Raw genomic sequence first — 26,745 nt, forward strand, 5'->3', positions numbered from 1 at the left:
GACAAAATGAGAAAAACGGTTTTCATTTTTAGTGCGCTTATTTTAGCATTATTTTTTCTTTTTGAAATTAGTAAATATGCTGTTGTTTCTGGAAGTTTAAAAACTGAAATAATAATTGGATTTATAGCTGTGATTTTCTTTTTTATTGGAATTTATATCAATAAAAAGAGTTTGAATAAATCAAAAGTTATATCTACAGAAATAAATCATAAAAAAATAGAAGAGCTGAGTATAACCAAAAGAGAGTATGAGGTACTTCAAAAAATAGCAGAAGGATTGTCAAATAAAGAAATAGCGGAGTCTTTATTTTTATCAGAAAGCACAATAAAAACTCATGTGTCAAATATTCTTGTAAAACTAAATTCTAAACGAAGAACTCAAGCAGTTCAAGTAGCAAAATCTCTTCAAATTTTATAAAAATATGTTTTTGGTACTTTAGTATGAATTTGTTTTTGAAGGTATTCTTTAGTTTTAACAGGAATTTAAAAATATACTTAAATGAAAAGCACAATACTAAAGTATGGAGTTTATGGTTTTTTAACAGGCCTTATAATTTTTACTCTTCATCTTGTTTTAGGAATTAAAAATCTAGATTATAGTACAAATGAAATATTAGGATACGTCTCAATATTTATATCACTATCGTTTATTTATTTTGGAATAAAACATTATCGAGATAATGTTAATAATGGAATTATTTCATTAGGAAAAGCTATAGCAATTGGAACACTTATTTCTTTAATGGTAGGAGTAGGAATAGGCATAGCAGATTTTATATATACAGAATTTATAAATCCCGACTTTTTTAAAAGTTATGAAGACATGCTAATAAAACAAGGTAGAGAAGCGGAAATAATTGAAATGACAAGTACTACTGCAGCCCTATTTATGATAGTTTTAGTTAGTATCATAGGATTTATTATATCTTTATTGTCAGCCTTATTTTTACAACGTAAATAAATCATTATGCAGTATAAAGCCGATACACCAGAAGAGTATATTGCTCAAATTCCAGAGGAAAGACAAGCAATTATGGAAAGATTACGTAAAACAATTAAAGAGAATCTTCCAAAAGGTTTTGAAGAAGGAATTAATTATAATATGATAGGTTATTATGTACCACATTCAATTTATCCAGAAGGATATCATTGTGATACCAGTTTACCTTTACCATTTATGAATATTGCTTCACAGAAAAATTCAATTAATTTATATCACAACGGAATTTATGCTAAGAAAGAATTATTAGATTGGTTTGTGGCTGAATATCCTAAACATTGTAAAAGAAAATTAGATATGGGTAAAAGCTGCATACGATTTAAAAAAATAGAAGAAATTCCATTTGATTTAATAGCAGAATTAACTACAAAAATAACGGTAGAAGAATGGATAGATATTTATGAAACAAATGTAAAAAGGAAATAAATGAAGAAGAAAGGTAAAGTAATAGGTATAGGTGGTTTGTTTTTTAAAACAGAAGATCCAAATAAAACAAAAGATTGGTATAAAAATAATTTAGGATTTAATACTGACGATTGGGGATGTACATTTTGGTGGAAAGATAATGAAGGGAAAAAAGCATCAACTCAATGGAGTCCATTTCCAAAAGATACAAACTATTTTAAGCCATCCGAGAAAGACTTTATGTTTAACTATCGTGTTGAAAATTTAGTAGAGCTATTAGAAGAACTTAAAGAAAAAGGAGTTACTGTAATTGATAAAATAGAAGAGTACGATTATGGTAAGTTTGGGTGGATTGTTGATTTAGATGGAAATAAAATTGAATTATGGGAACCAAAAGATGATGCTTTTTTATAAATTTAGGGCAATTAATAATTAAAGAGAAAAACATGAATATAATTGATGAAAATGGAAATGCGGTTCCAAACCAAGAAAGTAAAAGAGTATTAGCAGGAATTTTAGCTATTATTTTAGGAGGTTTAGGGATTCATAAATTTATATTAGGTTATACCAAAGAAGGAATTATAATGTTAATATCAACTTTTATTTTAGGTATTATTACTTGTGGTATAGCTGCTTGGGTTGTAGGAGTTATAGGTTTAATAGAAGGAATAATCTATTTAACAAAATCAGATGAAGAGTTTGTATATACTTACCAGACAAATAGTAGAGGTTGGTTTTAAATTAACTTAAAATATTGAAAGAAATGGAAGCAGAAAATAATAAGTTTAAAGACAGTTTAAATGAAGGTTTAGATAAAGCAAAAGACGTTATGGATAAAGTAACTGAAAAAGCTTCAGAACTTGCAGGAGAAACAGGAGAACATGTTGTTGATGCTGTAGAAGATATAAAAGATAAAGTTAGTGATATAGTATCAGAAGAGTCAGTACAAAAAATAAAAGATACTGCTAGTGACTTTATAGATGATGCAAGAGAAGTTTTAGAAAATGTAACCGAGAAAGCATCAGAATTAGCTGGAGAGGCTGGTGAACATGTAGCTGATTTTGCAGAAGAGACTCAAGAAGAACTAAAAGAAGCTACAACAAAGACAAAAAATTTCTTTCAACGCTTATTTGGTAAATAAAAAATAGGATAAAATAAAAAAAGCGCCAAAATTGGCGCTTTTTTTATGCAATCTTGTTTACTTTATTAGTTTTTATTATGGCTTGTTCGTTTTTCCAATCAATCCACTTTTGACCTCTAATACGTCTCATTACATTATCAACAGTACGCATAATAAATACATTGTATATCGCTTTTCCTAAGTTTTTTGGGTTACGAGCAATAGCACGTAAACTCATAGAAAAACCTGGAGTTACATAACGCATATAGTGCCAATAACCTTCAGGCATGTATAAAACGTTTCCATGTTCTAATTCAGCAATATGGCCTTTTGCCTTTTTTAAAGCAGGCCATTTGTCAAAATCAGGATCATTAAAATCAATATCTTCTCTTGTAATTAATGAATGAGGTATTTTGTATAAGTATTTATTTTGCTTTTGATCAAATAATATACACTTCTTTTTACCTTCAAAATGAAAATGAAAAATATTTGCTAAATCAATATCATAATGCATGAAAGTGTACGAGTCTCTACCTCCAAAAAATAACATTGGTAAACCTTTCATTAAACGTAAACCAAAGTCAGGAAATTTAAAATCCTTTTGAAGTACAGGAACTTCTTTTAAAATATTCCATAAGAAAATACGGAATTTCGTAGGCTCTCTTTTTAATAAATCAACATACTCACTCATTTTCATAGTGGCATGCGGTTCATTAAATCCATCTTTGTAATCTACTGGTCTGTCGTCGTATAAAGGAACAGTTTTGTCTCCAGCAACTTCCTTCATGTATTCTAATGACCATTTGTTAAATGCTGGCCAATCTTCAATAAAACGCTCAATAACTACTGGCTTTTGAGGTTTGAAGTAGTTTTTAATAAAATCTTCTTTTGTTATCGTTTCAACTCTGTCTACTTGTTGTAACTGTAATCCCATGGGCCCAATTTTTAGAGAAGCAAAGTTAAGAAAACGTTTCCAAATTATTTAGAAAGATTCTTGTTAAAAAATGTATTGAAATCAAAGTTGATTTAAAGGGTTTATTTAAATAATAAGCGATTATGGTACAAACTTATATGTATAAAAAAAGAACTACTAAATAGTAGTTCTTTTTTAAGTTATTTTATAGTTTCTTTTTGAGGTTCATCAGTTAACATTCTCTTAATTTTAAGAGTTTGTTTTTTTATCTCTTTTGCCTCTTGTTTCTTTTTTTCGTTGCGCTCAATTTTATGATCAGGACGAGACCATTTTGGTTTTTCACCTAAAGTTTCAAAATTAGAATCTTCAGCTTCAACTGTTCTTGGTTGTACCTTTTTAGTAAACGGCTTTTGAGGGTTTAATCCTAATAACTTAAACATTTTCATGTCTTCGTCTACATCAGGATTTGGAGTTGTTAGTAATTTATCTCCAGCAAAAATAGAGTTTGCACCAGCAAAGAAACACATTGCTTGACCTTCTCTACTCATCTGAGTTCTACCAGCCGATAAACGTACTTGTGTTTCTGGTAATACAATTCTTGTAGTAGCTACCATACGAACCATATCCCAAATTTCTACAGGCTTTTCATCTTCTAAAGGAGTTCCTTCAACTGCAACTAAAGCGTTGATTGGAGTAGATTCAGGTTGTGGATCTAAAGTTGATAAAGCAACTAACATTCCAGCTCTATCTTCAGCAGATTCTCCCATACCAATAATTCCACCAGAACAAACAGTTACATTTGTTTTACGAACATTATCAATAGTATCTAATCTATCTTGGTATCCACGTGTAGAAATTACTTCTTTATAGTATTCTTCTGAAGAATCTAAATTGTGATTATAAGCATATAGTCCAGCTTCAGCTAAACGTTGTGCTTGATTTTCAGTAACCATACCTAAAGTACAGCATACTTCCATATCAAGTTTATTAATAGTTCTTACCATTTCTAAAACTTGATCAAACTCAGGCCCGTCTTTTACATTTCTCCAAGCAGCTCCCATACATACACGAGAACTACCACCAGCTTTAGCTCTTAAAGCTTGTGCTTTTACTTGTTGTACAGACATTAAGTCGTTTCCATTAATATCAGTATGGTAACGTGCAGCTTGTGGACAATATCCACAGTCTTCAGAACACCCACCAGTTTTTATAGATAATAATGTAGAAACTTGTACTACGTTTGGGTCGTGACTTTTTCTATGAATTGTAGCAGCTTCGTATAGAAGCTCCATCATAGGTTTATTATATATTTCTAGAATCTCTTCTTTCGTCCAGTTATGTCTTACTTCGCTCATGAATTCAAGTTGTTTGTTGGGGTAAAAATAAGGATATTATTTAGATAGTAACACAGAAACTGCATTTCCTCCAAAACCTACAGCGTTTACAAGTATTTTTGATAGTTTTTCTGGTTGTTTTTGCTTTTCTGCAAATGGTACTTCTATTGTTTTTTGATGTTGTAACATTAAAATAGCTAACTCTAAACTTAATAATCCAGAAGTAGCAAAAGTATGTCCAACTTTCCATTTATTAGTTGTTAAAAAAGGTTGGTTATCTCCAAAAATAGCCTTTATAGCATTTATTTCTGATTGATCTCCTTTTATAGTTCCTGGAGCATGCATAACAATAGCATCTACTTCCTCAGGAGAAATATTTTTCAAAGCCATTTTCATAGATTTCTGAAAACATTCTGCATCTGTAGTAACTGACGTATTATGTTTTAATACTTCAGTAGCATATCCTACATTATCAATAAAAGCAATTGCATTTTTAGAGATTCCAGATTCTAAGCAAAAAACAGCAGCTCCTTCTCCTAAAACCATGGTGTTTTTTGTTTTTGTCATATCAAAAGCTTTACAAGGATATTCATCTGTTTCTTTTGAATAAACTTTTAAAGCTTGCATTTGTGCAATAGTAAAATCTGTTAGAGAGGCTTCACTGGCACCAATCATAAATTTATTAGTCATTCCAGATTGTAACCATGCAACTCCATTTAATAAAGAGTGTAAACCAGTAGAACAAGTAATAGAATGTGAAATTTCAGGCCCATTACTTTGTAAGTCATGTGCAATCCATGATGAAATGTTTCCTAAAGTTGTTGTAGGAGAACTTAATGTTGATGATTTTCCTGATTCTAAAAATTCTTTGTGGTATTTTTCAAATAAAGAAGTTGCTCCACGTGAAGAACCTATATTGATTCCAAAATTATCTTGAGAATTCCAGTTTGCATCTTTAATAGCTTTTCGTGCTACATATAAAGTATATAAAACTGTTTCGTCTAAGTTTTTATACTTATTATCGGAATACTTTAATTGATTTATTTCATTTTTAATGTCATCAGATAATTGAGCTACATGAGCTTTAAAATTATCAAAACTCTTACTACTTAGATAATGTTTCGTATTAAGGTAGTTATTCCAAATTTCATTTTGGGAACTTCCTACCGAAGAAACAGATGCCATTGCTGTTATAGAAATACGTTCTTTCAACACATTTAAAATTTTGACAAAAATAAAGTTAAAATCAGGTAACATGAAGAAATTTAATAGTTATCTTGTCATTAAATATTAATTCTATGGATGAAAAGCACGAAAAAAGTTGGTTTGGTAGAAATTGGATGTGGGCAGTACCTGTTGGAGGTTGTGGATGTGGTTGCCTCTTGATTGTTTTGTTTTTTGTATTTGGAATTGGTGCTGCAATTTTTGGTGTTTCTAAAATGATAGATAATGCAACACCGATAGAGTATGCTATGGAACAAGTAAGGAATAATGAGAAAATAATTTCTTTACTTGGTGATGATATTGAAAAATATGGTATTCCTTCAGGAAATATTTCATTAAGAAATAATGATGGAGATGTTGATTTTTCTATTCGAATTAGTGGTAGTAAAGGAGAAGGAACTTTAGTAGTAAAAGGAATTAAAACTGATGGAGAGTGGGTTTATGAAGATTTATATGTGCGTATAAAAGAAACTCAAGAAGAAATAAATTTACTGGAAAATGAAAAGGTTCTAGAAAGTATCTAGAACCTCTTTAATTGTTGTGTATACCTTTTGCAATTGTTGTTCAGTAATTACATAAGGAGGTTGTATATAAATAGTATTTCCAAGAGGTCTTAAAAATACACCTTTGTCCATAAAAGATTTTAATAGCTGATCTCTTAATGTACCATATCTTCCAGCATTGGTTTTTAAATCAATAGCTAAAATGACTCCTTTTGAACGTACTTCAGTAATTTTAGCATGATTCGCTATTTGATTTGAAAAATCTTGATGAGCTTTTGAAATTCTTTGAATGTTTTTCTGAATTTCATCACTCTGTAATAATTCAATGCTCGCCAAAGCAGCACTACATGCTATTGGATTTGCAGAATATGTATGACAATGGAAAAAACCTTTGGCAATATCATTACTTAAAAACTCATTGTAAATATCTTCGGTACAAGAAGTAATAGCCATAGGAACCAAACCAGCGGTTAAAGCTTTACTTAAACAAATAATATCTGGTTTTGTGGCAATTTCATCAGAAGCAAAATTATTTCCGGTTTTACCAAATCCTGTCATGACTTCATCAGCAATAGTTAAAATATCATTGTTTTTAAAAAATTGTAAAACAGAATCTAAATCTTCTGCTTTATGAATTTTCATACCAGCAGCACCTTGAACTAAAGGTTCATATATGAAACCAGCAATACTATTCTCGCTAACAATTTGTTTTAATAGTGTTAAAATTTCTTGATTATTGTTTCCATTGGGAACTGGAATACGTTTAATGTCCATTAAAAAATCTTCAAAAGGACCATTGTAAACAGAGAGTCCAGATACAGACATAGCACCAAATGTATCTCCATGAAAACCATTTTCAAAAGCAACGAATGTATTTCTTTTTTCGCCTTTGTTAAAATAGTATTGTAAAGCCATTTTAATTCCAGCTTCAACAGCAGTTGAACCATTGTCGTTAAAGAATATTCTATTCTGGTTTTTTGGTAGTATCTTAATTAACTCTTCCGACAAAGCTACAGCAGGTTCATGTGTAAAGTCACTAAACATTATTTGATCTAATGTTTGCATTTGTTTATAAACCTTATTGGTAATAAAGTCATTACAGTGACCAAACATACAAGTGTACCAAGAAGAAATAGCATCAATATATTCGTTACCGTTCTCATCGGTTAAAATACATCCTTTGGCTTTTACAATACCTAAACTATCTGGATGTGTTTGGTGCTGCTTTAAAGGATGCCATAAGTGTTGTTTATCTCTTTCTTGTAGTGTCATAATTTATTTTTAAAAAGGTCAGCATACTCACGAATAACATTTTGATCGAAATATGGTTCTTCGTCAATTCTTCCAATAACAGAAACACCTGTCATTTTTTTAATAATTGATTCAGTAGTAGGATGCTCATCACCTGAAAAAATCAAAGAAACATCAAAACCTTTTTCTTTTAAAAGATTTATGGTTAATAAGGTGTGATTAATACTTCCTAAATAATGGCGAGAAACCACAATTACTTTATAATCAGGTTTTATAATATCTAAAATAGTGTCTGTATCATTTAAAGGAACTAATAACCCACCAGCACCTTCAATAACTAAATTGTTTGATGTTTTTGGTTCAATTATGTTAGAAAGTTCAATATTTATATTGTCTATTTCAGCGGCAGCATGTGGACTCATAGGAGTTTTTAATGCGTATGCGTTGGTGTGAATGGTTGTTGTAGAATTAGAAATTAGTTGTTCAACTTTATGAGCATCTGAATTATCTAATTCGCCAGCTTGAACAGGTTTCCAATAATCAGCTTCTAGAGCTTCCGTAACAATAGCAGAAGCTACTGTTTTTCCCACTTCTGTGGAAATACCAGTGATAAAATATTTTTTCATTAAAAGATTGTTTTACAATCGTTACAAATTAATTTTCTACTTTCAAAAAAGGGAAAAAGCATAAAAAAGAAACTTTTTCGTTGAGGTGGTGCAACAAGAATTCTTGATGATTTGCATTTGCCACATTGATAAGATACTCCGTTCTCATCTTTTTCGTATTCTCTAATTTCGTTGTATATAGCTAATGCTTTTTCTAAATCATCTTTATGAACTAATAATTTCACTCCTCCTATTGCCTGACTTAATAAAGGGTCAGAATCAATAGTTTTTTCATCCATTAACATGGTTCTAATGTTTTCAGAATCCAATTTAGATTTAATTACTTGAGCTTCGGTTGAATACTCAAATACGGTTAGAATTACATGATTATCGTTCATTTATGCTAATTTTATAAAGCAAAAGTAGCAAGGTTCTCTAAAACACTGGTAATTTCTTTAAAAGAATTATAACTGTGTAAGCAAAAGCGAAGTCTTTCTTCTCCTTTGTTAACAGTAGGAGATAAAATCGGTTTTACATCAAATCCGTTTTCTTGAAGCTTTTGAGCTATCAGTTTTACTTTTTCGTTTCCTGGAATAATACAACAATGAATTGCGGATTCACTCTTAATAAAATTAAGATTTAAACGTTGTGTTTCTTTAGTGAAAAAGAGGATGTTCTTTTGTAATTGCTCTTTAAGTTTAGGAAGCTCTTTATAGGCAAAACTAATGGTGGCTAGAGCATGAGGCGATAGGCCTGTGGTATAAATAAAACTTCTTGAGAAATTAACGAGATAATTTTTTAATTCATTAGAAGATATAATTGCAGCACCATGGCATCCTAATGCTTTTCCAAAGGTGACAATCCTAGCAAAAATATCATTGTGTATTTCTGTAGTTTCAACTAAACCTTTATTGAAAACACCAATGGCATGAGCTTCATCAATTATTAAATAGGCTTTATTAGTTTTACAAATCTGAACAATTTCTTTAAGATTTGGACTATCTCCATCCATAGAAAAAACAGATTCTGTTATCACATAAATTTCGTTGTTATTATTTGAATTGTTGAGGCGAATAATTCTTTCTTCTAAGTCTAAAATGTCGTTATGTTTAAACTTATAAGCTCTAGCGTTTGAAAGTTGTATGCCATCTCGAATAGAAGCATGTATAAATTCGTCATATAAAATAATATCTCCACGTTGTGGGACAGAAGAGAAAAATCCGATGTTTGCATCATATCCAGAATTAAAAATTAGAGCAGATTCTGAATTATGAAATTCAGCTAACTGTTTTTCAACTAGTGGGTATAATTTGTGATTTCCAGATAAAAGTCTAGAACCAGTAGCTCCATTTTGTTTGATGTTTTGCGCTACTAAAAATTGATGAACATTATTAAAAACAACTTCTGATTTGGCTAAACCTAAATAGTCATTAGAAGAAAAATCAACTAAGTTAATTTCTTTTCCAAGTGATCTTAGAGAATTGTTTTCTTTACGTTGGAGTAATTTAGCAGTAAGTTTCTTAGGAAATGACATAGTGCAAAAATAAAAAAAGACTTACAAAGTTGTAAGTCTTTTTGCTCCCCCTCTTGGACTCGAACCAAGGACCCTCTGATTAACAGTCAGATGCTCTAACCAACTGAGCTAAGGAGGAATGTTCTTATAGAACAAAATATGTATGTTGTAGAAATTATCGGCTCCTACGTTGCCTTTAGCATTTTAGCTCCCCCTCTTGGACTCGAACCAAGGACCCTCTGATTAACAGTCAGATGCTCTAACCAACTGAGCTAAGGAGGAATTTAAAACGAACTTGTTTTAAAATGCGAGTGCAAATTTAAGGGCTTTTTTTATATCTGCAAATTATTTTTAATAAAAAATACAATTAATTTTATTTGATTCTGGTTTTCAGAAGTTTATTTTTCGTTATTTTTTAGTGCAAAGCTTCGAAGAGGGAGATTATGCTAGTTAAAATAAGCAAGAAAAAAAGTCTTGTTTTTACTAAAAGTTGTATTTTTGTCAGCATTATTCTTATTGATAGAAAAGCATAAAAATATATATGGACAAGTTTTCGTTCTTAAACGCAGCACATTCAGGTTTTATAGGTGATTTGTACGAACAATATCAGAAAAATCCTGATGCGGTAGAACCAAGTTGGAGAAGTTTTTTTCAAGGATATGATTTAGCAAACGAAAATTATTCGTTAACGGATGATGAGGTTGCAATCGAAGTTCCTGAAGAAGTACGCAAAGAATTTTTGGTAATCGATTTAATTAATGGTTATCGTACTCGTGGACATTTGTTTACAAAAACAAATCCAGTTCGTGATAGAAGAAAATACACACCTACTTTAGATATTGAAAATTTTGGACTGACAAAAGCTGATTTAAACACAGTTTTTAATGCAGGAGAAATTTTAGGTATGGGGCCAAGCTCTTTATCAGAAATCATTTCACATCTAAAAGCAATTTATTGCGATAGTATTGGAGTGGAATATATGTATCTAAGAAATCCAGAGGAGTTAAAATGGTGGCAAAATCGTTTAAATAAAAATGATAACCATCCTAGTTATGACTTAGAGGCAAAAAAATACATACTTACTAAACTGAATCAAGCTTCTACTTTTGAGAGTTTTTTACAAACAAAATATGTAGGTCAAAAGCGTTTTTCTGTAGAAGGAGGAGAAACATTAATTCCAGGTATAAGTGTTGCTCTTCGTGATGCTGCCGAGAAATATGGAGTAGAAGAATGTGTGTTAGGTATGGCACACCGTGGTCGTTTAAATACACTGGTAAATATTTTTAAGAAACCAGTTCGTGATTTATTTAGCGAGTTTGAAGGAAAAGATTTTGAGGATCAAGACATAGATGGAGATGTAAAATACCATTTAGGTTTAACTTTAAGTAAAGAATACAAAGGCGGACAAACAATGAAGATGAATTTGGTTCCAAATCCATCTCACTTAGAAACAGTTGATGCTGTAGCTGAAGGAATTGTTCGTGCTAAAATAGATTTAGATTATAAAGGAGATAATGGTAAGATTTTACCAATTTTAGTTCATGGAGATGCTGCTATAGCTGGACAAGGAATTGTTTATGAAGTAGGGCAAATGATGACTTTAAATGGTTATAAAACTGGAGGTACTATTCATGTGGTAGTAAATAATCAGGTAGGTTTTACAACCAACTATTTAGACGCACGTTCTAGTACTTATTGTACAGATGTGGCTAAAGTAACATTATCGCCAGTATTGCATGTAAACGCAGATGATGCAGAAGCAGTTTGTCATGCAATGGAAATGGCTGTAGAATATAGAACTAAGTTCAAAAAAGATATTTACATAGATCTTTTAGGTTATCGTAAATATGGACATAACGAAGGTGATGAACCTCGTTTTACACAGCCAAAATTATATAAAGCAATTTCTAAGCATAAAAATGCTAAAGAAATATATGCAGCAAAATTAGTTGAAGAAGGTAGTATTTCAACTGATTATGTAAAAGAAATTACAAATGAATTCAAAGCACATTTAGAAGCAGAATTCACAGAGTCTAAAAAGAAAACAACTTCTAAGATTCAGGAGTTCATGCCAGAAGTATGGGATGGATTTGTTCGTAAGCAATTACAAGATATGTTACAACCAGTAGATACTACTTATTCGGTTGAAGCATTAAAAGATATTGCAAAGGTAATATCAACAACTCCAGAAGGACATAAGTTTGTAAGAAAGGCAGAACGTATTTTAAAAGGTCGTGATAAAATGGTCTTTGAAGAAAATATGTTAGACTGGGGAACGGCTGAAAATTTAGCCTACGGAACTTTATTAGAAGAAGGATATAATGTACGTATATCTGGAGAAGATGTAGAAAGAGGAACATTCTCGCATCGTCATGCAATTATGCGTGATGAAGAAACATTAGAGCGTGTTAATTTATTAAATACAAATCCTAAAAATAAAGGGGAGATGACTATTTTCAACTCTCATTTATCAGAATATGGTGTGTTAGGTTTTGACTATGGTTATGCCATGGCAGCTCCAAATACACTAACTATTTGGGAAGCTCAGTTTGGTGATTTTGCCAATGGAGCTCAAATTGTATTTGATCAATATATTTCTTCAGCAGAAGATAAGTGGAAATTACAAAACGGATTAGTAATGCTATTGCCTCATGGGTACGAAGGTCAAGGACCGGAGCACTCATCGGCAAGAATTGAACGTTTCTTACAATCATCGGCAATAGACAACTGGACTGTAGCGAATTGTTCTACACCAGCAAATATGTATCACATATTACGTCGTCAGATGAAACGTGATTTTAGAAAGCCTTTAGTAGTTTTTACTCCTAAGAGTTTATTACGTTTACCAAAAGCAGTGAATCCTATAGAAGATTTAGCAAATGGAACTTTCCAGGAAGTAATTGACGATACAGTTGATACTGCTAAAGTGAAAAAAATGGTGTTCTGTACAGGTAAGTTCTACTACGATATGCTAGAGAAACGAGAAGAGTTAGGAAGAGAGGATGTAGCATTAATTAGAATAGAGCAATTATTCCCATTACATAACGATAAAATAAAGGAAGTAATGGACAGATATCCAAATGTAGAACGTTATGTTTGGGCACAAGAGGAACCAAAAAATATGGGTTCTTGGGGTTATATGTTAGAGCGTTTTGAATTAGCTAAATTAGAGTGTGCTTCGAGAGATTATCATTCGGCACCAGCAGCAGGTTCAAGTGCACGTTATAAGCGTCGCCACCAACGTGTGTTAGACAAAGTTTTTGATTAAATAAAGAAAGTATTTCAGAATAAAAATAAAAAACATGAGTGTTTTAGAAATGAAAGTTCCTTCTCCGGGGGAATCAATTACAGAAGTAGAAATCGCAACTTGGTTAGTTGAAGATGGAGATTATGTAGAAAAAGATCAACCTATTGCTGAAGTTGATTCTGACAAAGCAACGTTAGAGTTACCAGCAGAAGAGAGTGGAATTATTACTTTAAAAGCTGAAGAAGGTGATGCAGTAGCAGTAGGAGCTGTAGTATGTCATATTGATATGAGTGCTGCAAAACCAGAAGGAGGAGCTGAAAAGAAAGAAGCTCCAAAAGCTGAGGAGAAAAAAGAAGCTCCAAAAGCAGAACCAGCTAAAGAAACTTATGCAACAGGAGCAGCATCTCCAGCAGCTAAGAAAATTTTAGCTGAAAAAGGAATTTCTGCATCAGCAGTAAAAGGTACTGGTAAAGACGGTCGTGTAACTAAAGAAGATGCAGTAAAAGCTGTTCCTTCAATGGGAACTCAGCCAGCTAACGGTTCTAGAAGTTCAGAGCGTAAAAAATTATCAATGTTACGTCGTAAAGTGGCACAACGTTTAGTTTCTGTTAAAAATGAAACTGCAATGTTAACTACATTCAACGAGGTAAACATGCAGCCAATTTTCGATTTACGTAATGAGTACAAAGAAGATTTTAAAGCTAAACATGGAGTTGGTTTAGGATTTATGTCTTTCTTTACTTTAGCTGTTGTTAGAGCATTAAAAATGTACCCAGATGTAAACTCTATGATTGATGGAGATTACAAAATAAGTCACGATTTCCAAGATATTTCAATTGCAGTTTCAGGTCCAAAAGGATTAATGGTACCAGTAATTAGAAATGCAGAGAATTTATCATTTAGAGGAGTTGAAAGTGAAGTTAAGCGTTTAGCTTTACGTGCTCGTGATGGTCAAATTACTGTTGATGAAATGACAGGAGGAACTTTTACAATTACTAATGGAGGTGTATTCGGTTCTATGTTGTCAACACCAATCATCAACCCTCCACAAAGTGGAATTTTAGGAATGCACAACATTGTTAATCGTCCAATGGCTGTTAACGGTGAAGTTGTAATTCAACCAATTATGTATGTGGCTTTATCTTATGATCATAGAATTATTGATGGTCGTGAGTCTGTAGGTTTCTTAGTAGCTGTTAAAGAAGCATTAGAAAACCCAGTAGAGTTATTAATGGATAACAACCCTAAGAAAGCATTAGAAATGTAATTTTTTCTTAGTTAATTATATAAAAATCCCGCCAAAGCGGGATTTTTTGTTTTTTAGAAATTACCTTTATCTTATATTTAGCTTTCTATATATAAAACATGATTAAAGAACTACCTAATTTATCGTTTCAGTCAAAATCGCCAGAAATAGAAGGTGTAGAGATAATCACATTAGAAAGTATAGAAAAACAAAAGAATAGTTTAGATCATTTACCTGAAAAACCTCACCAACTTGAGTTTTATCAGTTGGCATTTTATACAGAGGCAAATACAGAGCATTTGGTAGATTTTGTTTGGCATGAAGTACGAAAAAACTCAATAATATATGTATCAAAAGGACAAGTAAATGCTTTTAAATTTCAAGGAAATGTGAAAGGATTTTTAATTCTTTTTACAGAAGAATATTTTAAAAATCAGTTAAGTAATATTCCTCAAGATACAGCAATTAGATTACTAACTCCACAGCTTTTTTCTTCTCAAATCCAAATTCCAGAAAGTTCAAATATTCCAAAATACATTGAGTTACTTTTTAATGAGTTTTATAAAACTTCTGAAGTATTTAATAGAAAACATATTATAGATTCTCTATTCAATATTATTTTTTCAAAAGTAGAAGAAGTAAAAAGAAATCATACAAATTACATTAAAGAATCTGATAAGTTAACCCTCTTTTTATCTTTTCAAACAATACTAAAAAAGGATTTTACACTTAGTAGAAATGCAGTATACTATGCTGAGAAATTGAATATAACCTACAAACATTTGAATGTGGTTTGTAAAGAGATTATTTCTAAAACAGCAAAAGAGTATATTGATGATTTTATAATCTTAGAAGCTAAGAGAAACTTAGTAAACTCAACTATTAAAAGTACAGAATTAGCCTATCAAATGGGGTTTGAAGAATCCACTAATTTTGTAAAATACTTCAAGAAACATACGGGATTAACCCCTAATGTGTTTAAAAGTAATAACTTGTAATTATTTAGGTTCGATATTAACCCTTTTATTCTCTAGGTTAACCTATACCAAACTATCATTTCAAATTAATTTTGTCCTATCATTTAAAATTTAAAAAAGGATGAAACAAATATGTATAGTATTACTAAGCGCAATAGTTTTAGTAAGCTGTGATACACCTCGTAAAAAGATAACAACGAAACCGATAACTAAAAAAGAAACAAAAATGGAGAATTTAAAAGGGATCGCACAAAAAGCGCAAGAAGCTTTTTTTAAAGATTATAGTGTTGATGGAGTTAAAAAATATTTTGCAAAAAATTATATACAACACAATCCACATGTACCAACAGGAATTGAACCTGTGTTAGGTTTTTTACCGGTATTAAAAGAAGGAAAAACAACTTATACAACTCACAGAATTTTACAAGATGGCGATTTTATAGTATTCCATAACTCATATCATAATGCAGAACCATTTGGAGGAAAGGAAGTAGTTGCGTTTGATGTTTGGAGAATGGAAAATGGTAAGGTTGCAGAACATTGGGACAATATTACTGTTAAAGTAGACAATACGGCAAGTGGACGATCGCAAGTAGATGGAGAAACAGCAATAACAGATATAGATAAAACTAAAGAGAATAAAGAGATAGTAACCAATTTTGTAAATGATGTTTTGTTTGGTAAAGCTCCACAAAAAATAACTGAATATGTAAGTAGTGAAGAATATTTACAGCATAATCCAATGGTGAAAGATGATTTAACTGGATTAAATGAAGCAATAGAGTATTTGACATCACAGAATAACATGTTCAAATACCAAAAGCTTCACAAAGTATTAGGAGAAGGAAATTTTATACTAACCATGAGTGAGGGTGAATGGAATGGTAAATCTCAAGCATTTTACGATTTATTTAGATTGAAAGATGGTAAGATTGTAGAACACTGGGATGTAATTCAAGAAATACCGTCAGAAATGGCACATAAAAACGGTAAGTTTTAACTTTTCATATTTATAGTAATAAACCAAAGCCTATACAGATGTATAGGTTTTTTTGATTTTATTCTGAATCATTGTAAATTAGTTAGTATCATTAAAATAAGTATGATATGAAAGAATTTGAGAAAGAAGAAGTGTTTATTCACCCATTAGCAGACGTAACTAGCACAGCTATTGGAATTAAAACAAGAGTTTGGCAATTTAGTGTAATCTTAAAAGGGGCAGTCATAGGTACTAATTGTAATATTTGCAGCCATAATTTTATAGAAAACGATGTTGTTTTAGGAAATAATGTTACTGTGAAGTCAGGAGTTTATTTATGGAATAGAATGAAAATAGAAGATGATGTTTTTATAGGGCCGAATGTTACATTTACAAATGATAAATATCCTAGGTCTAAGGTGTATTATTCAGAATATCAATCGGTTTTAATAAAGAAAGGAGCGTCTATAGGAGCAAATGCAACAGTTTTAGGAGGAGTTACAATAGGAGAAAAAGCAATGATTGGAGCAGGAAGCGTGGTAACTAAAGATGTTCCACCAGGGGAACTATGGGTTGGGAGTCCTGCGAAATTTGTTAGAAAAATATCCTAAAAGTATAATGTAAAAAAAAACGGAAAAACACTATTGCTTTTCCGTTTTGAGTGATAATTTAAGGGAGGGGATATGTTATTTTCCGTTTAAATTCCAATTATATTCTAAGTATACAACTTCAGCATTGTCGTTAACTTGTATGTCTGAATACTTATTAATATAATCAATTAAAGAATGTTTTATAGTGAAATCTTCTTGATACCATTCGAACATCTTAGAAACTTCAACTTTGTTTATAGTAATTTTATTTTTAGTAGGATCATTAATAAAGCCTTTCATTAATTCTTCTAATTTTGAATCAATATTTTTAGCTGTAAAGGCATAATTAGCGAATCTTGGACCAGATTTAGAAGCAGCGTTTATAGCAACGTGAATTCTTGGATCGTCATGCCATCTACGTAATATTTTATGCTCAATATAGTCAAGTGAATAAGTTTTGTTACCAACTACAGCAAATGGTATTTTCCATGCATTTCTACCTTTTCTCTTAATATCAGTAATCTTTTTTAAAGGATAACTATCTAAGATTAATTTAATAGTGTAAGCATTATAGGCATTAATCCAAAAAGCTTTTGCTCTTGCTGTCGACCAATTTTTTCCTGGTACAGTTTTTTTCAAATCTTTTAAATAAAGATCTAATAATGCACGGTTTTTTCTAAGCCCTTTATAATCTACATCTCCTTGTGAATTAACATAAGTTTTAAGAAGGGCATTAAATACATCTGTTTGTGATTGCGACTGAATACTAACGAATAATAGACAGAAAAGGATAATAGTTTTTCGCATTTTTCAAATTTTAAATAGTGTGAGACATTTGATTACTTTTGACGCGTTTTTTTTCAATACATTACAAAATATTTTAATTTAGGTTAAAAATCTAATAAAATCAACTAAGTTTATACTTATAATAAATACTATTTAAAAGCTGTATGATAGAGAATAAGGAGTTAGAATTAGCTTTCAATTTTATAGAAAAAACAGATAGAAATTTATTTTTAACTGGTAAAGCAGGAACAGGAAAAACAACTTTTTTACGTAAAATAAAAAATGAAAGTTTAAAAAGAATGGTAGTTGTTGCTCCAACCGGTGTTGCTGCTATCAATGCTAAAGGAGTTACAATTCATTCGTTTTTTCAATTGCCTTTTGGACCTATTATTCCTAAATCTCAAAGCCCATATACAGATAGGATACAACGAAAATTTAGCAAAATTAAGATTGATATAATTAAATCGTTAGACCTTGTAATTATTGATGAAATAAGTATGGTAAGGGCTGATGTTTTGGACGGTATTGATGAAGTTTTACGTCGTTATAAAAACAGAAATAAAGTATTTGGAGGAGCACAAGTATTAATGATTGGAGATTTGCAACAACTTTCTCCTGTAATTAGACCTAACGATTGGTCTATTTTAAGTTCTTATTATAAAACAGCTTATTTTTTTAGTAGCATAGCTTTTCAAGAAGCTAATGCTGTTAGTGTTGAGTTAAAGCATATTTACCGACAACAAGATGAAGATTTTATCAAGCTTTTAAATGAAGTGCGTACCAATATACTATCAGAAGCGTCAGCAAAACTATTGAATAGTCAATATGAACCAGAATTTGAACCTCAAAAAGAAGATGGTTATATAACGCTAACAACACATAACAAAAAAGCAGATACGATAAACCAAGAGGAATTAGATAAAATTACAACAAAAGCAATAACATATACGGCGGAAGTTTATAAAGATTTCAACGAGAAAAACTATCCTAATGATGAGCATTTATCTTTAAAAGTTGGAGCGCAGGTAATGTTTATCAAAAACGATAGTTCACCAGAAAAAAGATATTACAATGGGAAAATAGGAACAGTTCTTTTGTTGGAAGAAGATACAGTTACTGTTAAGTGTTCCGATAATGATATTATTGAAACGACAGTTGAAACTTGGGAAAATATATCTTATAGTTTGGATTCGGATAGTAAAGAAATTTCAGAGAAGCTGGAAGGCTCTTATACGCAAATACCTTTAAGATTAGCATGGGCAATAACCATACATAAAAGTCAAGGATTAACTTTTGATAAAGCTATTATTGATGCTGAATCATCATTTGCGCACGGACAAACATATGTAGCGTTAAGTAGATGTAAAACTCTTGAAGGAATTGTGTTAAAAACACCTATTAAATCTTCAAGTATCATTAACGATAATTCAGTAAAAAGTTTCAATAAGCAAGTAGAAGAAAATGTGCCTACTAATGACGATTTAGAAAAATCGAAAAAGAAGTTTCAATTGAATTTAATTAATGATCTATTTAGTTACCATGAGTTTTTACAGCCTGTAGTACGTTTAATAGATATATATTATAATAATCAAACTTCTTTGCAGGGAAATGTCATAGAGCCTCTGAAAAAGATAAAAGATGAAGGAATTGTACCTTTACTTAAAGTTGCAAATTCATTTAAAATACAATTAGAAAATTTAGCTCTCAAAGAAGATGAGATAAATAATAATCTCATTCAAGAGAGATATATTAAAGCCCTAGCATATTTTAAAAAAGAGACTACAGAAAAGATTATAGATGTGTTTGAAACTTTTTCATACAGCACGGATAATTCTGCAGTAGAAAAAGATATAGAAAAACAAGTATCAGCTTTTGAAGATTTTCTAAGAATAAAAAAAATATTATTTAACTCATTATCTTCTGAATTTTCAATAGAAGAATTTTTAAAAGTAAGAGCAAAAGCTATTCTTGATAAACCAGAGAAAAAGAAGAAAAAGAGAACTGTTGTAACTTCAACAGCACATCAAAAATTATTTGAAGAATTACAGTTATTTAGAACTAGTGTTTCTAATTCAGAAGATATTCCACCATTTCAAGTTTTTACACAAAAAACATTGTTTGAGCTATGCGAATTATTACCAATGGATAAATCTCAACTTATAAAAGTAAATGGAATGGGTAAAATTAGAGTTAATAAATATGGTGATGAAATATTAGAAATTATTAATGATTATGCAAAAGCGAATAATCTTAAATCACAAATTGAAATTGTAGAAATAGAGAAAGACAAACGTAATACTAAAGATATTACATTTGATTTATACAAGGAAGGTTTGAATACAGAAGAAATTGCAGCAAAACGTGGTTTGGTTATAGGTACTATTGAAGGACATTTATCACATTTTGTTACTCAAGGAGATATTGAAATAACAGAATTATTCAGCAATAAAAAGCTTGAAAAGGCTAAAAGAATTATCAATGCTACAGGTTTGGATAACTTATCTAAAGTAAAAGAGATTGTAGAAGATGAGTATACTTGGGGAGAATTGCGAATGATTGTAGCATGGATGAGGTCTAATTTTAGAAATTAAAAATGGTTGTATCCTATCTTCAAGTTTTTACTTTAATAGCTATAATACATTGCTTTGTGTTAAGCTTAGTAATTTTGTTTTCTAAGTTTTTAAGAAGTTCAACTAATAGATATTTAGGAATTACACTTATCATTATATCTATTATCGGTATAAATAATTGGTTTTGGGATTTGAATAAGAACCCAGTTATAATCCAGTTTTTAGACTTTTTTTTATGGCAATTTTTATATCCAGTAACATTATTGTTGTTTTTTTATAAGGCTACAAAAAGTTCTATATACAAAAGAACTAAAGCCTTATTTTTTTTACCATTTGTAGTATTAACGATATGTAATATTATAGTTAGTTTAGAAAATATTTATGGCTTATATAAGTTGCCGTTTATAACAAAGGATTCGGTTTCATTTTTTTATAAAGCAATAAGTTTATGTTCTATTGTTTTTCCCTTTATTGTTTTACTGCCCTCCTTTTGGTTACTATTTGTTAAAACGCAAAAATCTACTATAAAATGGTTGCGAGTATTTTGGGTGATTTTTGCACTAATAGAAATTTATGGTTTTCTATTGGAATTTCATAGGTTTTTATACTTAGAACGCAAGTCATTAAATTATTTATGGATAGGAGTTTCTTTATTGATGTATTGGATAATTTATATAGGTATTTATCGATTTAAATTATCTAACGAGCAATATGAAATAAGAGAGTATTTAAAAACCAAAAAAGCCAATATTACTAACGAAGTAATAGAAAATCCGATAATAAAAGAGTTCATTCGTTTATTGTCAGATGAACATATTCATAGAAGTTCACAATTAAATAGAGACTTTGTTGCTGAAAAATTAGGAATAAGCCCTGGTTATTTATCTCAACTAATAAAAGAAAGTCCGTATAAGAGCTTTTCAGATATAGTTAATAAATATCGAATAGAGGATGTAAAAGAAATGTTGATAGATCCTGATTTTTCAAATTATAGTTTATTAGCAATAGGTTTAGAAGTTGGTTTTAATTCAAAGGCAACGTTTTTCAATGCTTTTAAAAAATATACAGGAGTAACTCCAAGTGAGTATCAAAAACAACATAAATAAGTATTGTTTTCTTAGAATCTAACATTTTTAAACTCCTTAAACCCTTGTTGGAATTAGGTTTGCTGAAAAATTAAAGCAAACCATTATGATAAAATTCAATTTTAAAGTATTACTTTTTTTCTTCATAGTAATTACAAATAGTCAAGCTCAAAACAAAAAAATACTTATAGAAAACGTGCATATAATTCCAATGGATGTAGATACCATTCTGAAAAATTATAATGTACTTATTCATAAAAACAGAATAGAAAAAATAGCACCAAATTCATCTTTGTTAAATTGGAAGTATGATACATTAATTAAAGGAACTAATAAGTATTTGTTGCCAGGATTTGCCGAAATGCATTTCCATAATCAAACAGATATTAAAAATGAATTCAAGTTATTAGTAGCTAATGGTATTACTTCAGCAAGAAATATGGCTGAAGATAAAAAGCAAGATCAAATTAAAAACAAAAAGCTATCAGAAGAATTAACCATTGCTCCTAAATATTATACCGCAGGACCCTATTTACAAAGAAAAGATTTGAAAACTGAAGAAGAAGTAGTGTCCGTAGTTGCATATCATAAAAAAAGAGGATATGATTATATAAAGTTAGCTGATAACCTACCTAAGAATATTTATTTAAAGTTGTTAAGAGAGGCGCAAAAAAATCAATTAGAAGTAATTGGTCATGGGCAAAGAAAAATGCCTTTAGAATATTCTTTACGAATGAAATCGATAGCACATATAGAAGAGTTTATGAATATCTTTTCTGAAGAAGAAAGAGAGAGTCCAGTTTTTTTGAAAAAAGCTGCTAAACAAATTAAAACGAGTGGAGTGTATGTGTCTCCAACATTAGGAATATTCGATATGATTAGTAATTATGCTGATAACGATAGGCATAGAGAACTACTTAAAAAAGAAGAGTTGAAATATTTACCAAATTACTATAAAGATTATTGGGTTTCAGATAGTGTTCATTATCGTAAGTATGAATGGTTTACTTCAAAAAAATCTTTAAAGCGTTTAGCTAAGGAGTTAGAGTGGCAACAAATGTTTACTAAGTTATTAAATAACGAAGGAGTTCCTTTATTAGCAAGTAGCGATACCTATGGTTTATTCTTACCAGGTTTTTCATTGCATGCAGAACTTGAGTTTATTAATAAATCAGGTTTAACAACTTATGAAACTTTAAAAACTGCAACTATTATACCTGCAAGATATTTTAATGCCATTTCAGAAGAGGGAAGTGTTAGTGAAGGTAAGAATGCTAATTTGGTTTTATTAGAAGCTAATCCTCTTGAAAATATTATAAATACAAGGAAAATAGCAGGGGTATTTGTTAAAGGAAATTTCTTTTCAAAAAGTAAGATAGATAAAATTTTAAGAGAGGTTGAAAGCTCTTGTAAACAATAGAGTTTGAGTTTTTTTAAGCTAAAAATTGAATTTTCATTTTGTTTATTGTTTTGATTATTAGTAATTTAGAATCAAATTAACCAAAACCCTTCAAAAATGAAAAATTATCTTTTCAAAGGGGTACTTTGTGCCCTAATCTTTCTAAGTGCATTAGTCGTAAATGCACAAAAAGCTTTTAAAATAGGTGATGAATTTGACTCAGACATCAAGATTACTAAAACCTATCAAAAGTTTAAAAAGAAAAGCTCAAACCAACAAAAAAAGGAATTAGTATATAGCAAAGAGTTTTACTCTAAAAACTCATCTTACATTAAGTTGTATTTTAAAAATTTTGATTTAGCTCCAGGTGATTATCTAGAAATAATTGGAGCAAAAAGTAAAGAATCAATGATATACGGCGGAAAAGGAAAAATTGTTGATAATAGTATGACAACAATTAGTAATTTCTGGTCAAAAGTATTATTTGATGATAAAGTTGAAGTTCGCTTATATTCATCTGGAAATGTAGGTAAACACAATGGATTTGAAATTGCTAAAGTTGCTTATGGTTTTACTCCAAGTAAATTGATTAAAACGGTAGAAAAGCATCAAGGAAAATCTATTTGCTCTAGTGATAATAAAGAGCGAATAGCTTGTTATAATGGAACAGATATGTATGAAAAAGCGAAAGCCGTGTGTAGATTAATAATTAATGGTAGTTCTAGTTGTACAGGTTGGCTATTAGGAAGCGAAGGTCATTTAATGACCAATAATCACTGTATTGGTTCTTCTTCTGATGCTCAAAACACAGATTTTATTTTCAATTATCAATACCAAAGTTGTACAGGCTCTGCAAGTGCTACTCAAAATGTAGTGGCATCTTCAGCTACTTTTGTAAAAACAAGTTCTAGTTTAGATTATACTTTGGTAAAGTTACCTACTAATCCAACTAGTACATATGGTTATTTAAGTATTAGCCCAACAGTATCATCTGTAGGTGATAGAATTTATATTCCACAACACCCAGGAGGAAGAAGAAAAGAAATCTCAGTGAATACCGATACTGGTTTTTCAGAAGTTTCTTGTGTGGGAAGTTGCGGAAATGCTGGAGGAGCAGGAAAAAGAATGAATTATTATGCGGATACAGAGGGTGGAAGTTCAGGTTCGCCAGTAATTGATTACAATACAAATTTTGTTGTAGCTATTCATAATACAGGATTTTGTCCTAATGGATCTTATGGAAGAAGTGACGATTTAATTAGTGCTATTGGTAGTTCTATGCCTGCAAATGGAGTAGGTAGTGGTGGTGGAGGTAATCCAACCGGATGTTCTAGTACTGTAAATTCTTTTCCTTATGCTCAAAGTTTTGAAACAGGAGATGGATGGACACAAGCCACTGGAGATGATGGTAACTGGGTAAGAGATGCTTCTGGTACACCTTCAACAGGAACTGGACCTAGTTCCGGCGCAGATGGTAATTATTATATGTTTTTAGAGGCTTCTAATAATAGTAGTCCAGGTCAAATAGGGGCAAATGCTACAGCTATTTTAGAAAGTCCTTGTTTTAATTTATCAGGAGTAAGCTCTGCAACATTTACTTTTAGTAATCATATGTACGGTACCAATGTAGGTTCTTTAAGATTAGAAGCTTCTACAAACGGTACAAGTTGGACTAGTTTATGGAGTGATTCTGGAAATAAAGGAAACCAATGGAATAATCAATCAGTAAATTTGAGCTCATATGTAGGTCAAAATGAAGTAAGGTTAAGATTTGTTGGTACAACTGGATCTGGTTGGTCTAGTGATATAGCCATAGATAATTTAGCATTAACTTCTGGAGGAGGAAGTTCTGGATGTTCATCATTAAACTTTAATGACTATACAATTACTTCTTTTTCAAATCAAGATAGCTCAGGGAATTATTCTGTAGGTTCTGGAGGAGCTTCATTAACTTTAACAAATAATACTTGGAAGTATATTTCTTTAAATTATACAGTTACAGCAAATACTGTAATTGAGTTTGAATTTAGTAGTACTTCTCAAGGAGAAATACATGGTGTAGGTTTTGAAAACGATAATACTTTAACATCTAGTAGATATTTTAAAGTTCATGGTACACAAAATTATGGAATCACTAATTTTGATAATTATGCTAGCGGAACTAAGAAGTATGTAATTCCCGTAGGTAGTTCTTATACTGGTGCTATGGATAGATTAGTGTTTATAAACGATAATGATGGTGGTTCTGGAAATAACTCTACGTTTAGTAATGTGAAAATTTATGAAGGATCATGTGAGAGTTCAAATGTAATAGTCACAGAATTATTTGATACTAGAGTAGATATTTTAGGTAATGAAGATGAAGGAATCTTTACATCAGTAAATATTGCTCCAAACCCTATTAAAAAAGGCAAATTATTACAATTAGTTGGGCCAGAAAGAAATTTTTCAAATGCATCTTACAAAGTGGTAAATGTATTAGGACAAGTATTGAAAGAAGGAAGCTTGTCTGAAGAAAAAACAATCAATATCGATAAACTGAATTCAGGAATCTATATTTTAAGACTGGAAAATAAGTTTACTAAGACCAGTAAACGATTTGTGATAGAATAGAGAATAATCCATAAAAGAAACGGCCCTCTTAATTTTTAAGAGGGCTGTTTTATTTTTTATAATCTAATATTATAAGTCGAAACCAATATTAACACCTAATTTATTAGCTATTAATTTATTAATTCTCTTTTTAACTTCAGGTATTTTTACACTTTCTAATACAGTATTAGCAAAAGCATACATTAATAATGCACGAGCTTCTTTTTTAGGAATACCACGTTGTTGCATATAGAACAATGCTTGTTCATCTAATTGACCAATAGTACAACCATGAGAACATTTTACATCATCAGCAAAAATCTCTAATTGAGGTTTTGCATTTATCGTTGCTTTGTCACTAATTAAAACATTATTGTTTTGTTGGTAAGCATTTGTTTTCTGAGCTTCTTTCTCAACAATAACTTTACCATTGAAAACTCCTGTAGAACGACCTCCATAAATACCTTTGTAGTCTTGGTGACTCTCACAGTTTGGTTCTATATGGTGAACTAAAGTATGGTGATCAACATGTTGTTTTCCTTCAATAATTGTAATTCCTTTTAAAATAGAATCAATACGCTCTCCTTTTTGGTAGAAATTTAAGTTATTACGTGTAATATTTCCTCCAAAAGAGAAAGTATGTACAGAACAAATACTTTCCGATTGTTGTTCTATGTAAGTGTTATCTACTAAAGAAGCGTTATCATTATCGTTCTGAATTTTATAATAATCAACAGTTGAATGTGTATCAGTAAAAATTTCAGTAACCACATTAGTAAGAACTGGGTTATCTGTTAAACTCTGATGACGCTCTATAATTTGAACATGTGCATTACGCTCAGCTACTACTAAGTTTCTTGGTTGAATCATTGTAGCATCTTCCTTTCCGGTTGTAAAGTTGATAATCTGTATTGGTTTTTCAACTTCTACGTTTCTAGGAATATGAATAAATGCACCTTCAGTAGCAAAAGCAGTATTTAAAGATGTTAAATTATCTTGCTTAGCTATTTTATTGAAATAGTTTTCAATTACAGGTTTGTACTTAGGTTTAGATAATGCTGCTGAAAGTAAGCATACATCCATACCATCGTGTGTTGTTTCCGATAAGAAAGAGCTGTATTTACCATCGATAAAAATAATTTTATAACTATCTATATCGTGAATAAAATATTTCTTTACATCAGCTAATTCTATGGCAATATCATGATCTGGAAATAAGCTATAATCTTCTTTTAAAACTGAATTTAAAGAAGTGTATTTCCAAGCTTCTAATTTCTTTGTAGGAAATCCTAATTTTTCAAACTCTTGTAACGCTTTTGTACGAATATCATGAATGTCAGAATTAACATTCAATCCATTTTCAAAGGCTACATATGATGATAATAATTTCTCTTTTAACTCCATTCT

The 26,745-nt window shown here is 30.5% G+C and carries 25 protein-coding genes and 2 tRNA genes; 16 read left to right on the plus strand and 11 right to left on the minus strand.

The window, feature by feature from the left end; translation table 11 throughout:
• Nucleotides 1-6 precede the first annotated feature (6 nt).
• The 6 genes from MHN29_RS18325 (at nucleotide 7) to MHN29_RS06095 (ending at nucleotide 2,545) form a co-directional block, all read left to right on the plus strand.
• Nucleotides 7-417 (plus strand): response regulator transcription factor, encoded by a 411-nt coding sequence (locus tag MHN29_RS18325; protein ID WP_150898377.1) that lies wholly within the window; start codon nucleotides 7-9, stop codon nucleotides 415-417.
• 81 nt (nucleotides 418-498) lie between these two features.
• A complete protein-coding gene (locus MHN29_RS06075) occupies nucleotides 499-960 on the plus strand; it encodes a DUF4199 domain-containing protein (RefSeq protein ID WP_235274256.1) in 462 nt (153 codons plus the stop codon).
• A 6-nt stretch (nucleotides 961-966) separates the two neighbouring features.
• Nucleotides 967-1,425, plus strand: a complete 459-nt coding sequence (locus MHN29_RS06080; protein WP_235274255.1) for a DUF1801 domain-containing protein — start codon at nucleotides 967-969, stop codon at nucleotides 1,423-1,425.
• Nucleotides 1,426-1,818 carry a VOC family protein gene (locus MHN29_RS06085; RefSeq protein ID WP_235274254.1) on the plus strand — a complete coding sequence of 131 codons (393 nt, stop codon included), beginning with the start codon at nucleotides 1,426-1,428 and terminating at the stop codon, nucleotides 1,816-1,818. It abuts the gene before it with no gap.
• 32 nt (nucleotides 1,819-1,850) lie between these two features.
• A complete protein-coding gene (locus MHN29_RS06090) occupies nucleotides 1,851-2,144 on the plus strand; it encodes a TM2 domain-containing protein (protein ID WP_235274253.1) in 294 nt (97 codons plus the stop codon).
• A 23-nt stretch (nucleotides 2,145-2,167) separates the two neighbouring features.
• Nucleotides 2,168-2,545 (plus strand): hypothetical protein, encoded by a 378-nt coding sequence (locus tag MHN29_RS06095; protein WP_235274252.1) that lies wholly within the window; start codon nucleotides 2,168-2,170, stop codon nucleotides 2,543-2,545.
• 43 nt (nucleotides 2,546-2,588) lie between these two features.
• Here the strand turns inward: MHN29_RS06095 and MHN29_RS06100 are convergent, their stop codons facing one another.
• The 3 genes from MHN29_RS06100 to MHN29_RS06110 all read right to left on the minus strand — a co-directional run bounded on the left by MHN29_RS06100 (nucleotide 2,589) and on the right by MHN29_RS06110 (nucleotide 5,983).
• The gene (locus MHN29_RS06100) at nucleotides 2,589-3,458 is read right to left on the minus strand and encodes a cupin-like domain-containing protein (RefSeq protein ID WP_235274251.1); all 870 of its coding nucleotides are present in this window, start codon (nucleotides 3,456-3,458) and stop codon (nucleotides 2,589-2,591) included.
• Between the two features lie 179 nt (nucleotides 3,459-3,637).
• Nucleotides 3,638-4,792 carry a biotin synthase BioB gene (bioB, locus tag MHN29_RS06105; RefSeq protein ID WP_150898384.1) on the minus strand — a complete coding sequence of 385 codons (1,155 nt, stop codon included), beginning with the start codon at nucleotides 4,790-4,792 and terminating at the stop codon, nucleotides 3,638-3,640.
• A gap of 36 nt (nucleotides 4,793-4,828) precedes the next feature.
• On the minus strand, nucleotides 4,829-5,983 hold the full coding sequence (locus tag MHN29_RS06110; protein ID WP_235274605.1) for a beta-ketoacyl synthase N-terminal-like domain-containing protein: 1,155 nt from the start codon (nucleotides 5,981-5,983) through the stop codon (nucleotides 4,829-4,831).
• A gap of 86 nt (nucleotides 5,984-6,069) precedes the next feature.
• Between MHN29_RS06110 and MHN29_RS06115 the strand changes: the two genes are divergently transcribed.
• A complete protein-coding gene (locus tag MHN29_RS06115) occupies nucleotides 6,070-6,519 on the plus strand; it encodes a cytochrome c oxidase assembly factor Coa1 family protein (protein ID WP_235274250.1) in 450 nt (149 codons plus the stop codon).
• Here the strand turns inward: MHN29_RS06115 and bioA are convergent.
• From bioA to MHN29_RS06145, 6 genes are all read right to left on the minus strand, one after another.
• Nucleotides 6,505-7,770, minus strand: a complete 1,266-nt coding sequence (gene bioA, locus MHN29_RS06120) for an adenosylmethionine--8-amino-7-oxononanoate transaminase (RefSeq protein WP_235274249.1) — start codon at nucleotides 7,768-7,770, stop codon at nucleotides 6,505-6,507. The two genes, MHN29_RS06115 and bioA, sit on opposite strands and share 15 nt — an antisense overlap.
• Nucleotides 7,767-8,375, minus strand: coding sequence for a dethiobiotin synthase (bioD, locus tag MHN29_RS06125; RefSeq protein WP_235274248.1), 609 nt, complete (start codon nucleotides 8,373-8,375; stop codon nucleotides 7,767-7,769). Before bioD ends, bioA begins: the two co-directional genes overlap by 4 nt.
• Complete coding sequence (locus MHN29_RS06130) at nucleotides 8,375-8,752, minus strand: DUF2007 domain-containing protein (RefSeq protein WP_235274247.1); 378 nt, start codon at nucleotides 8,750-8,752, stop codon at nucleotides 8,375-8,377. Before MHN29_RS06130 ends, bioD begins: the two co-directional genes overlap by 1 nt.
• Before the next feature lie 11 nt (nucleotides 8,753-8,763).
• Nucleotides 8,764-9,888, minus strand: a complete 1,125-nt coding sequence (locus MHN29_RS06135) for a pyridoxal phosphate-dependent aminotransferase family protein (RefSeq protein WP_235274246.1) — start codon at nucleotides 9,886-9,888, stop codon at nucleotides 8,764-8,766.
• 44 nt (nucleotides 9,889-9,932) lie between these two features.
• Nucleotides 9,933-10,006, minus strand: a tRNA-Asn gene (locus MHN29_RS06140).
• A gap of 69 nt (nucleotides 10,007-10,075) precedes the next feature.
• Nucleotides 10,076-10,149, minus strand: a tRNA-Asn gene (locus tag MHN29_RS06145).
• A 259-nt stretch (nucleotides 10,150-10,408) separates the two neighbouring features.
• Here MHN29_RS06145 and MHN29_RS06150 point away from each other — a divergent pair.
• The 5 genes from MHN29_RS06150 to MHN29_RS06170 all read left to right on the plus strand — a co-directional run bounded on the left by MHN29_RS06150 (nucleotide 10,409) and on the right by MHN29_RS06170 (nucleotide 16,927).
• Nucleotides 10,409-13,135, plus strand: a complete 2,727-nt coding sequence (locus MHN29_RS06150) for a 2-oxoglutarate dehydrogenase E1 component (protein WP_235274245.1) — start codon at nucleotides 10,409-10,411, stop codon at nucleotides 13,133-13,135.
• Between the two features lie 34 nt (nucleotides 13,136-13,169).
• On the plus strand, nucleotides 13,170-14,381 hold the full coding sequence (gene odhB / locus MHN29_RS06155; RefSeq protein WP_150898391.1) for a 2-oxoglutarate dehydrogenase complex dihydrolipoyllysine-residue succinyltransferase: 1,212 nt from the start codon (nucleotides 13,170-13,172) through the stop codon (nucleotides 14,379-14,381).
• 98 nt (nucleotides 14,382-14,479) lie between these two features.
• Nucleotides 14,480-15,358, plus strand: a complete 879-nt coding sequence (locus tag MHN29_RS06160) for an AraC family transcriptional regulator (protein ID WP_235274244.1) — start codon at nucleotides 14,480-14,482, stop codon at nucleotides 15,356-15,358.
• A 100-nt stretch (nucleotides 15,359-15,458) separates the two neighbouring features.
• Nucleotides 15,459-16,337 (plus strand): nuclear transport factor 2 family protein, encoded by an 879-nt coding sequence (locus MHN29_RS06165; RefSeq protein WP_235274243.1) that lies wholly within the window; start codon nucleotides 15,459-15,461, stop codon nucleotides 16,335-16,337.
• Nucleotides 16,338-16,444: 107 nt separating this feature from the next.
• Nucleotides 16,445-16,927, plus strand: a complete 483-nt coding sequence (locus MHN29_RS06170) for an acyltransferase (RefSeq protein WP_235274242.1) — start codon at nucleotides 16,445-16,447, stop codon at nucleotides 16,925-16,927.
• Between the two features lie 75 nt (nucleotides 16,928-17,002).
• Here MHN29_RS06170 and MHN29_RS06175 read toward each other — a convergent pair whose 3' ends face one another.
• Nucleotides 17,003-17,713 carry a DUF547 domain-containing protein gene (locus MHN29_RS06175; RefSeq protein ID WP_235274241.1) on the minus strand — a complete coding sequence of 237 codons (711 nt, stop codon included), beginning with the start codon at nucleotides 17,711-17,713 and terminating at the stop codon, nucleotides 17,003-17,005.
• Nucleotides 17,714-17,856: 143 nt separating this feature from the next.
• Here MHN29_RS06175 and MHN29_RS06180 point away from each other — a divergent pair, with 143 nt between their 5' ends.
• From MHN29_RS06180 to MHN29_RS06195, 4 genes are all read left to right on the plus strand, one after another.
• Nucleotides 17,857-20,283: a helix-turn-helix domain-containing protein gene (locus MHN29_RS06180; RefSeq protein WP_235274240.1), complete on the plus strand. Its 2,427-nt coding sequence runs from the start codon at nucleotides 17,857-17,859 to the stop codon at nucleotides 20,281-20,283.
• A 512-nt stretch (nucleotides 20,284-20,795) separates the two neighbouring features.
• On the plus strand, nucleotides 20,796-21,368 hold the full coding sequence (locus MHN29_RS06185) for an AraC family transcriptional regulator (RefSeq protein ID WP_235274239.1): 573 nt from the start codon (nucleotides 20,796-20,798) through the stop codon (nucleotides 21,366-21,368).
• A gap of 85 nt (nucleotides 21,369-21,453) precedes the next feature.
• Nucleotides 21,454-22,767, plus strand: coding sequence for an amidohydrolase family protein (locus tag MHN29_RS06190; protein ID WP_235274238.1), 1,314 nt, complete (start codon nucleotides 21,454-21,456; stop codon nucleotides 22,765-22,767).
• A gap of 96 nt (nucleotides 22,768-22,863) precedes the next feature.
• A complete protein-coding gene (locus MHN29_RS06195) occupies nucleotides 22,864-25,359 on the plus strand; it encodes a trypsin-like peptidase domain-containing protein (protein ID WP_235274237.1) in 2,496 nt (831 codons plus the stop codon).
• Between the two features lie 69 nt (nucleotides 25,360-25,428).
• Here MHN29_RS06195 and sufD read toward each other — a convergent pair whose 3' ends face one another.
• Nucleotides 25,429-26,742 (minus strand): Fe-S cluster assembly protein SufD, encoded by a 1,314-nt coding sequence (gene sufD, locus MHN29_RS06200; protein ID WP_235274236.1) that lies wholly within the window; start codon nucleotides 26,740-26,742, stop codon nucleotides 25,429-25,431.
• Nucleotides 26,743-26,745 lie beyond the last annotated feature (3 nt).

The organism is Tenacibaculum sp. Cn5-46 (assembly GCF_022347705.1).
GTDB classification, from domain to species: Bacteria; Bacteroidota; Bacteroidia; order Flavobacteriales; family Flavobacteriaceae; genus Polaribacter; species Polaribacter aiptasiae.

Excerpts from the sequence above, each read along its gene's own strand:
- MHN29_RS06090 (WP_235274253.1), top strand. The coding sequence starts at position 1,851 with ATGAATATAATTGATGAAAATGGAAATGCGGTTCCAAACCAAGAAAGT.
- MHN29_RS06170 (WP_235274242.1), top strand. The coding sequence starts at position 16,445 with ATGAAAGAATTTGAGAAAGAAGAAGTGTTTATTCACCCATTAGCAGAC.
- MHN29_RS06165 (WP_235274243.1), top strand. The coding sequence starts at position 15,459 with ATGAAACAAATATGTATAGTATTACTAAGCGCAATAGTTTTAGTAAGC.
- MHN29_RS06100 (WP_235274251.1), bottom strand. The coding sequence starts at position 3,458 with ATGGGATTACAGTTACAACAAGTAGACAGAGTTGAAACGATAACAAAA.
- MHN29_RS06135 (WP_235274246.1), bottom strand. The coding sequence starts at position 9,888 with ATGTCATTTCCTAAGAAACTTACTGCTAAATTACTCCAACGTAAAGAA.
- MHN29_RS06195 (WP_235274237.1), top strand. The coding sequence starts at position 22,864 with ATGAAAAATTATCTTTTCAAAGGGGTACTTTGTGCCCTAATCTTTCTA.
- MHN29_RS06190 (WP_235274238.1), top strand. The coding sequence starts at position 21,454 with ATGATAAAATTCAATTTTAAAGTATTACTTTTTTTCTTCATAGTAATT.
- sufD (WP_235274236.1), bottom strand. The coding sequence starts at position 26,742 with ATGGAGTTAAAAGAGAAATTATTATCATCATATGTAGCCTTTGAAAAT.
- bioA (WP_235274249.1), bottom strand. The coding sequence starts at position 7,770 with ATGACACTACAAGAAAGAGATAAACAACACTTATGGCATCCTTTAAAG.
- MHN29_RS06180 (WP_235274240.1), top strand. The coding sequence starts at position 17,857 with ATGATAGAGAATAAGGAGTTAGAATTAGCTTTCAATTTTATAGAAAAA.
- MHN29_RS06175 (WP_235274241.1), bottom strand. The coding sequence starts at position 17,713 with ATGCGAAAAACTATTATCCTTTTCTGTCTATTATTCGTTAGTATTCAG.
- MHN29_RS06075 (WP_235274256.1), top strand. The coding sequence starts at position 499 with ATGAAAAGCACAATACTAAAGTATGGAGTTTATGGTTTTTTAACAGGC.
- MHN29_RS06160 (WP_235274244.1), top strand. The coding sequence starts at position 14,480 with ATGATTAAAGAACTACCTAATTTATCGTTTCAGTCAAAATCGCCAGAA.
- bioB (WP_150898384.1), bottom strand. The coding sequence starts at position 4,792 with ATGAGCGAAGTAAGACATAACTGGACGAAAGAAGAGATTCTAGAAATA.
- MHN29_RS18325 (WP_150898377.1), top strand. The coding sequence starts at position 7 with ATGAGAAAAACGGTTTTCATTTTTAGTGCGCTTATTTTAGCATTATTT.
- MHN29_RS06085 (WP_235274254.1), top strand. The coding sequence starts at position 1,426 with ATGAAGAAGAAAGGTAAAGTAATAGGTATAGGTGGTTTGTTTTTTAAA.
- MHN29_RS06115 (WP_235274250.1), top strand. The coding sequence starts at position 6,070 with ATGGATGAAAAGCACGAAAAAAGTTGGTTTGGTAGAAATTGGATGTGG.
- MHN29_RS06130 (WP_235274247.1), bottom strand. The coding sequence starts at position 8,752 with ATGAACGATAATCATGTAATTCTAACCGTATTTGAGTATTCAACCGAA.
- odhB (WP_150898391.1), top strand. The coding sequence starts at position 13,170 with ATGAGTGTTTTAGAAATGAAAGTTCCTTCTCCGGGGGAATCAATTACA.
- MHN29_RS06080 (WP_235274255.1), top strand. The coding sequence starts at position 967 with ATGCAGTATAAAGCCGATACACCAGAAGAGTATATTGCTCAAATTCCA.
- MHN29_RS06095 (WP_235274252.1), top strand. The coding sequence starts at position 2,168 with ATGGAAGCAGAAAATAATAAGTTTAAAGACAGTTTAAATGAAGGTTTA.
- MHN29_RS06150 (WP_235274245.1), top strand. The coding sequence starts at position 10,409 with ATGGACAAGTTTTCGTTCTTAAACGCAGCACATTCAGGTTTTATAGGT.
- bioD (WP_235274248.1), bottom strand. The coding sequence starts at position 8,375 with ATGAAAAAATATTTTATCACTGGTATTTCCACAGAAGTGGGAAAAACA.